The sequence below is a fragment of the Aquimarina algiphila genome (genome assembly GCF_007489275.1).
GTDB lineage: Bacteria > Bacteroidota > Bacteroidia > Flavobacteriales > Flavobacteriaceae > Aquimarina > Aquimarina algiphila.
On record NZ_VLNR01000086.1, the window covers coordinates 40,181 to 48,661 of the forward strand.

The 8,481-nt window shown below is 32.7% G+C and carries 6 protein-coding genes; 5 read left to right on the plus strand and 1 reads right to left on the minus strand.

Annotated features, from left to right (window positions below; genetic code table 11):
- The first annotated feature begins 190 nt into the window (after window positions 1–190).
- Together FOF46_RS27235 and FOF46_RS27240 are read left to right on the plus strand one after the other, a co-directional pair.
- Window positions 191–1,843, plus strand: a complete 1,653-nt coding sequence (locus FOF46_RS27235) for a S41 family peptidase (RefSeq protein WP_244299782.1) — start codon at window positions 191–193, stop codon at window positions 1,841–1,843.
- Between the two features lie 178 nt (window positions 1,844–2,021).
- Window positions 2,022–2,855: a dienelactone hydrolase family protein gene (locus FOF46_RS27240; protein ID WP_109437842.1), complete on the plus strand. Its 834-nt coding sequence runs from the start codon at window positions 2,022–2,024 to the stop codon at window positions 2,853–2,855.
- Between the two features lie 85 nt (window positions 2,856–2,940).
- On the opposite strand, the gene FOF46_RS27245 is transcribed toward FOF46_RS27240, so the two are convergent.
- Window positions 2,941–5,376 (minus strand): TonB-dependent receptor, encoded by a 2,436-nt coding sequence (locus FOF46_RS27245; RefSeq protein ID WP_143918670.1) that lies wholly within the window; start codon window positions 5,374–5,376, stop codon window positions 2,941–2,943.
- A 353-nt stretch (window positions 5,377–5,729) separates the two neighbouring features.
- Here FOF46_RS27245 and FOF46_RS27250 point away from each other — a divergent pair, with 353 nt between their 5' ends.
- Genes FOF46_RS27250 through FOF46_RS27260 form a run of 3 tightly spaced genes read left to right on the plus strand, consistent with a single transcriptional unit; the run spans window position 5,730 to window position 8,393 of the window.
- Window positions 5,730–6,827 carry a serine hydrolase domain-containing protein gene (locus FOF46_RS27250; protein WP_143918671.1) on the plus strand — a complete coding sequence of 366 codons (1,098 nt, stop codon included), beginning with the start codon at window positions 5,730–5,732 and terminating at the stop codon, window positions 6,825–6,827.
- Between the two features lie 54 nt (window positions 6,828–6,881).
- The gene (locus FOF46_RS27255) at window positions 6,882–7,886 is read left to right on the plus strand and encodes a sensor histidine kinase (protein WP_143918672.1); all 1,005 of its coding nucleotides are present in this window, start codon (window positions 6,882–6,884) and stop codon (window positions 7,884–7,886) included.
- 15 nt (window positions 7,887–7,901) lie between these two features.
- Entirely contained in the window at window positions 7,902–8,393 is a 492-nt protein-coding gene (locus FOF46_RS27260; protein ID WP_143918673.1) for a LytR/AlgR family response regulator transcription factor, read from the plus strand.
- Window positions 8,394–8,481: the final 88 nt, after the last annotated feature.

Consider the following 8,481-nt stretch of genomic DNA (forward strand, 5'->3'; position numbering starts at 1 on the left):
AAGGTCAAATTCTCGTGATCAAGAATTTATTGTAAGTATATAAAAGGCACGTAATTTTAAAGAGTGGATGAGTAATAACCATCCTGTCACATTTCAAGTAGTAAAAACTACGTTTCAACAAAAAGAACTGTTTTCGAAGATAGGATAAAGCAATATTTGTGATATAATTAATAACAATATCCATTATATCATGAAAAAAATATTTTTTTTACTAAATATCTTATTGTTTTTTCAATTGTCTGCCCAAGAAACTCTAAGTTCAGCGCAATGGCAAGAAGACCTTCGTTTTATTCAAAATACCATACATGAAGACTATTCATTTCTTTTTGTAAAAACAACAAAAGAAGATTTTAACACCGAAGTGGAAACTTTATATAAAGACATTCCGAATTTACAAGAACACGAAATTATTGTTGGAATTTCTAGACTCGTGTCTTTATTCAAATACGGGCATACCTATGTTAGTTTTCATCAAAAGCCTTTTGAGTTTTCACAATTTCCTTTCAACTTATATGAATTTAATGATGGCATTTATATTCAGGGAACGCACAAGAACTACCCAGAAGCAGTTGGGGCAAAAGTTATAGCAGTAGAAGGGAAGCCTATTTCAGAGGTTCTAAAAGCAATTGAACCGACAGTAGAAGTAGAGAATACACAATATTTTAAAGCCTACGGAATTAATAATATACGATATCCTGCAGTCTTACATGCTCAAAAAATTACAAAAACCCTTCAAAATGAAGTTACGCTTACTTTAGAAAAAAATGATAAAGTATTTACCCAATCCTTTACTGCATTGGCTAAAGGAGAAAATGTGCCTACCCACCGTGGTTATGTACATCAAAATGAAAATTGGTTAGATGCAAGAGACTCATCAACAACACCTCTATATTTACAACATCTAGACAAGGTTTACTTCTCAACATACTTAGCCAAAGAAAAAGCGATGTATGTTAGACATAGTAGAATCAGAGATGAAGCCGAAGAAAGTACTAAAGATTTTTATGCCCGTGTTTTTAATGAAATAGAAACTAACGATACCGAGAAATTAATTATCGATTTGCGTCTAAATGGTGGTGGAAATAACTATTTAAACAAAGATGTTATAAAAGGTCTTATAAAAGCCGAAAAGATAAATAAAATAGGTAAGTTATTTGTCATTATCGGAAAACGAACCTTTTCTGCTTGCCAAAACTTAGTTAATGAAATAGACAATTATACCAATGTTATTTTTGTGGGAGAACCCACAGCAGAAAATGTTAATTTCTGGGGGGATAACCGCCCTGTAACACTACCCAACAGTGGTATTAATATCTCTTTATCGTATTTATGGTGGCAAGATAAGCCGGCTATGGAAAATGCAGATTGGATCGCTCCTAGTATTCCAGTTACCATGAGTTTTAATGAATATGCAAGTAATCAAGATCCTGTACTTGATGCAGCATTAACTTTTGATGTTCCAGATTTCAAACCTAAGCCAATGGATTATATCGTTAGCTTGTATTTATCTGGGCAAACACAAAAACTGGCAGAAGAACTTCCTAAAATGATTCAAGACCCACTTTATGCGTTTTGTGATTTTGAGACAGGCTTACTTAGAGTAGGAAATATTTTATTGCAAAGTGGTCGTACACCTCAAATTCAGGCTTCCATTCAGGTATTTTCTATGATTTTACAGTTATTCCCAAATTCTGCAAACGCTTATAAATATCAGGGAGAAGCGTACATTGCACTGCAAGATAATGATAAAGCAACAGAAGCACTCAAAAAGGCTATTTCTTTGGATTCTAGGGGTGATATTGGTAAAACTGCCAAAGAAATACTTTTTCAAATAACGAATTAGTCAAAATTAAATACGGATTTGATCGTACCAGTTAGAAATTGTTTAAAAAATAAATGCTCGTCATAGCATTTATTTTTTAAACAATTACGTGCATTGGCTAGGACAATTTTATACTTCAACAAAAGAGGAAAGTAGGGTAGATATTCACTATATTTATGTTGTCAAAAAATATATTAATATGAAAATTATCACCTATTTTTTATTAGTTACTCTTGTATTTACCATATCATGTAAGCAAAAAGCAGAATCCAAACCTGAAACAGATACTACATCGGAAGCACCCGTTGTAAAAGTTAAGGGAACCGAAGTGACTTATGCCTCGGACTCTACCAACTTAAAAGGCTATATCGCATATGATGAGAATATAAAAGGTAAACGTCCGGGGGTACTTATTGTACACGAATGGTGGGGACATAATGATTATGTAAGAGAGCGAGCTGATATGCTCGCAGAACTTGGTTATACTGCCATTGCTATAGATATGTATGGTGACGGGAAACAAGCTGATCATCCTGACGATGCGGGTAAGTTCGCCATGAGTGTTATGAACAATTTGCCTGAAGCTACGGCACGTTTTAATGCAGCGATCAATGTATTGCAACAACATGAATCCGTAGATAAGGAAAAGCTAGCTGCCATTGGATATTGTTTTGGAGGAAGTGTAGCATTGACTATGGCCAACAATGGTGCTGACCTAGATGCTGTTGCAGCCTTTCATAGTGGTGTAGCTTTGCCCGTAATGCCAAACAAAGATCTAAAAGCTCGTGTATTGGTATGCAACGGTGCAGATGATCCTTTTGTAAGTGCAGAATCTATTACAGCTTTTAAAACAGCTATGGACTCTATAGGAGCCAAGTATGAATACATCGCTTATCCGGGGGTAACACATAGCTATACTTCTAAAGAGGCAGACACCAATGGAGAAAAATTTAAATTGCCTTTGGCTTATAATGCCGATGCAGATCAAAAATCATGGGAAAGCTTGCAACAATTGTTTGAAGATGTTTTTTAATGACCGAGTGATAGCATAAGACCAGATGCGTTTATGGAATAGCTTTAATTACTATGTTAATGCTAAAAGTGTGAGCTCTAAAAAATCACAATCTAGATTTTTCACTATCCGCACCCGATTTGCTCTTAGTTTCTTTTACTTTTGTGTTTCCAAAGGGATAGGTGTAACTAATTCTAAAAATGCGTGAGAAACCAGATTCTGGACTGTAAGTTCCATCAAAAACATCCCCGAAGGCCTCTCTGGTAAGTGTCCCAATTTTAAAATTAATATCCAAGCTCTCAAAAATATCTGTTACTGCAAATTGTAAACTACTTCCATTTTTAAATTCTTTTTTTAAACCAGCATTCAGAATACCAAACCCCTCGTTTCTAGTACTCCCATTAAAATGCCTTGAGGTATACCAGCCTGATACTTCTAATGAAAAGTTTGCTGGCAATCGTATGGTTTGGCTTCCATTAAAGTTAAAATGTACATAGTCATGGGTTACGCTCTCATCGGTATGTAATAGTTTAAAATATCTAACACCCAAAGTATCATTAAAATTCATATTCCACCAATGCGTAATACGAACGGGAATATTAGTTTGTACATCAATATTACGCTGGTATTCCATATTTACCGGAGCTATTACTGCAACATTGCTTTGAGCATTACGAGTAATCTGAAAACGTGCAATTGGATTGTTTTCATTAGATGCTAATAAAGAGATACTAAAAGATTTATTGTTATAAGTAAGGCTAATATTATCAGTTATTGCGGGCAACAGTTGTGGATTTCCACTAAACACTGAAGTTGGACCGTTATAGACTAAAAAGGATGCCAAGTCAGAATAGTTGGGTCGTGTAATACGCTTATTGTAGGCAAAATTGAGGGCTGTAGTATCTGAAAAAGAATAGGTAAGAAAAAATGAAGGGAATAATTTTCCAAAACTACGGTCTAGAGTACTATCATCAAAAGCTTGGTCCCAATACTCATAACGTAAACCAAGCTGCGCTTTCAATTTTTTGGTAATGCTATAATCGCTCAGCACATACCCAGCACCTATTATTTCTTGATTCTCAATCGTACTAATAAATCTATCGTCAGTCACAAAATCTTCTCCTTGCAGAATTTCAATACGAGCATCATTAACAGTTTCAGATAATGACCCTTTTATACCGCTCTCTATGGATATGTTTTCGTTTACAGTATGTTTATAATCTAGTTTGAGAACCCCTACATTGATATCTGTTTCATTAAAGCCACGGTTGCCATTATTATAAATTTCATTTTCAGGCTGAAAAGGATCCCCATTTTCATCAAAATAGTTGCTGTTTACTTGATTGGGGGTTTGGCTATTGTAATTAATGTAATCCCCTGTTATCGTAAAACTATTTTGCTCACCGGTTTTTTCAAAATAAGCAGAAGTGGTTAAATTCTTTAGATTTCCATCTCCGTTTAGGTGTATTTGAGCCTCTAGAAAAGGGTTGGAAGTAAAATCATATAATCCCAAATTTCGGGTCATAACTAATGGTTTAGATTGATTGAACAATGCACTAGCACCAAGTGAGGAAACCTTAGAGAGTTGATATTCATACCCCAGGTTGAAGTTATGATTTCGATTTATCTGTTGTGTTCTACTCGTAAAATCAATATCCGTACTTCCTCCCAAAACGGGTATCTCGGTAATTCCTACCCCATTAAATCCACTATAGCTATCATCATAAGAAAAGGTATAGCTACCAAATACTGTAGAACGTTCACCTCCATAGTTGAGAGAAAGTCCGGTAGTCTGCTTGGGGCCTTCGCCGTAACCAACACTTAGATTAAGATTACCTCTAATACCCAAGGTTTCATTTTTGCTCATTACGATATTGATAATGCCTGCATTGCCATCCACATCATATCGTGCTGATGGATTGGTCAATAGCTCTATTCTTTCAATAGTATCTGCACTCATACCGTTAAGCATAGCAATTAAATCTGCTGTTGGAATCCGTTGTGCTTTTCCGTTTATCATTACAAGAGTACCACTTTTACCATTTAAGGAAAACGTATTGTTATATTGGTCCAAAATAACACCTGGTGAACGTTCTAGTAATTGCAAAGCGGTACTGCCTTGTGTCATTACACTTGCCTGCACATTAATAATACTACCTTCTTGAGTGCGTTGAATCAATTTTTGATGTCCCTTTATTAAGACATCACCTAATTCCGTCAGGTCTTCAACTAATAGAATAGGAGGAAAGTCTTTTTGATAGGGAAGAGAAGTAATAGTAAATAATTCAGATACCCAGGTCTTATAGGATAGTAGACTGATTTGGAGTGTAAATTCTCCTTCCTCTGAAACATCGAGTTTAAATTTACCATCTTCATCACTGATACCCCCTATAAGTAATTGTTCTTCATTCGTAGAATGTAAGGTTACATTTGCAAATTCGATGCTATTACCTTTCTCATCTATAATTGTTCCTGTTATTTGCGATGATGCTTTAAATGCAAATCCGAATACTAATAAAATACCAATACGTTGTAAGCTCATTTTATTGATTTTAGATGCAAGTAGTGGTAATCTTATGAACAATAAAAAAGAGATTGACAAGTGGTCGTATTATAATTACAAAAGGCAAGTTTTTAAGTATTGAGTGTATATTACATCTAGATTAGATTATAAATAGAGATAAAATCAATCTGAGCGGCCATACTGTGCATTTCGAAGTATTGTTAAAGGAATAGAAGAGTGGGCTAATGTGTGTGGAGTCGTTTTATCTAAATTACTTCTAAACTAAATTTTATCCTAACTAAACGGTCTATTCTCCCAACTTAGTTTTTTATCCTTTCATTATTTTTTTAATACAACCATCTTGCAAGCCTAACATCAAAAAACGAACAGTTATGCTATTTATTCGAAAATTATTACTAATTATTTTATTGGCTATTATTTATCTATTACATGGTCAAGGATACGGACAAGAAAAGAACACTAAGAACACCATAAAAAACTTAATTGGTAAGGAAGTTTCTATCGATTCAGTTGAAGCATTTATAAACTTACAAATGAAAACACTTAATGTGCCAGGAATATCTTTGGCTATTATTAATGATGGAAAAGTTGCCTACCACTTAACAAAAGGGTATGCTGACGTAGCTAAAAAGAAAAATGTTTCAAATAGAACCATATTTGAAGGAGCTTCTCTTTCTAAACCATTATTTGCATATTTTATTATGGGTTTTGTTGAGGAAGGACAGCTAGACTTAGACAAGCCTCTTTATAAATATTTACCTTATGATGATATTGCCTACGATGAACGTTACAAAAAAATAACAGCTAGAATGGTGCTTAGTCATACTACTGGATTCCCAAACTGGAGGTCAGACTATGAAGATAATAAGTTGTTTATATCATTTGAACCAGGAACAGCCTTTCAATATTCAGGTGAAGGATATCAATATTTGGCTAAAGTTTTAGCACATATTTTAAAAACAGACGATGCTGGTTTAGAAAAAATATACCAAGAACGAGTTGCCTCTAAGTTAAACCTGAAATACACAAAATTTATTCAAGATTCTTATAATATGAAGAATAAAGCAGAGGGATACAAAGATGGAATCGTTGTTGGTGAAGATGATGACCCAAAAATATTTGGTTCGGCATTTTCCATACATTCAGAAGCTTTAGATTTTTCTAAATGGTTAATTGCTTTAATTAATAAAGAAGGCTTATCCAAAGAAAGTTATGACGAGCTTTTTAAAACTCAATTTACTTTGCCCGATGGACATCTACAAAAACAAGGAGGAGTTACAGACTGGACACTTGGGTTTGCAAAAGCTACTTTACCCTTTGGGTCAGCTTATGGACATGGTGGTAACAATGCTGGTTATACTAGTATTTTTGTTATTGAACCCGAATCAAAATGGGGTTATGTAATGTTTACAAACGCAAACCAATCACAACTTCCAATGGTATTTCTTCAATATTTGATGACCCCGTAGCTAATTTATAGTTAACAATAAGTATTATCTTGTTCTGATCTAAAAAAAATAAAAATGAACAATATAAGGTTCACTAAATCTGATTATAAATTTATTGTAATATATTTTATAGGAGCTACAGTTTGGTTATTATATCGGTGGAATGTTGAAAATTATTCGTTATTTGAAATCTGGACAGGATGGATAGGAATGATTGTTAAAAATCTAGCACTAATTTTTGTTTTTAAATGGTTAATCAATGAATTTTTAATCATAAAAAAAAGCTATATTATTTTTATTTTACTTGGTTTTTTTTTAATAGAAGTAATTGGTTTTATAGATATGTTAAGGGATTATTATACCTCAACTCCGCGTTGGAAAATGCCGTCTTTCGACATTATGCTTATTCAAAATTTTAGAAGATCTGCAGATGGTTTTTTCCTAATGAGTTTTGTATTTGGTAAAAATTATTACGATAATAAGATTGATAATATCGAATTAAAGAATACTCAAAAAGAACTAGAATTAAAGTTATTAAGATCTCAATTCAATCCACACTTTTTATATAATAGTTTAAATACTATTGATGCACTTGTTGATTATTCACCTAAAGAAAAAGTAAAAGAATATATTTCAAACCTTGCTTCCTTATATCGTTATTTAATCAAAACGCATGAAGAAGATATTGTTACTTTAGAAGATGAAATTCTATTAATTAAAAATTATATTTATCTCATAGAGACAAGGTTTGAAAATGACTATCGGTTTAATATAATAGAAGAAAGTATTGTTAAAGATAGATACTTACCAAGTGGAGTTTTATTAACTGCATTAGAAAATGTTGTTAAACATAATCAACCACAAATCAATACTCCTATTATAACTACAATTTTAGTAGAAAACAAAACAGTAAAAATCACAAATACTATTGCTAAAACAAGAGAAGTTAATGAATCTTTTGGTACAGGGTTAAAAAGTTTAAAGAAACGTTATGAATTACTTTCAGATAAAATGATTGATATTAAGCAATCTGAAAAAGTTTTTATTCTAAAACTACCTTTATTAACAATTGTGGATTAAAAGCATTAAAAACTTATGAACATTTTAATTATAGAGGACGAAATCCCAGCATTTAAAAAACTACTTACTTGTGTTACTGAATCTTTACAATCGGATTTTGAATACACGCATACTCGCTCTATTGAAGAATCCATAAAATCTCTTGAAAAAACGAACTATGATTTAATTTTATCTGATATTAAAATAATTGGAGGGATGTCATTCGATATTTTTGATTCGGTTAAAACCTCAGTACCAATAATTTTTTGTACCGCTTTTGATGAACATTTGTTAAAAGCGTTCCAAACCAATGGAATTGCTTATGTTTTAAAACCTTATACTCAAAAAAATATCTATGAAGCAATAAAAAAATATCAAAATTTATTTCATGAAAAATTCAATGAAAAAGACTTTTTTAAGCAATTTAAAGGTCTTATTGAGCAAAAACATACTTTTAAGAAACGATTTGCTATAAAAAAGGCTGAAGGTGGAGATTCCTATGAAATTGACCCGGGTATTCCTGTTTAAATAGAGCATAGCAAAACAGTTCCCAAAAGCGTGTTTATTTCAGTGTTAAAATTACGATTTTTTTCTTTTTCTTCTCATCGACTCTCCT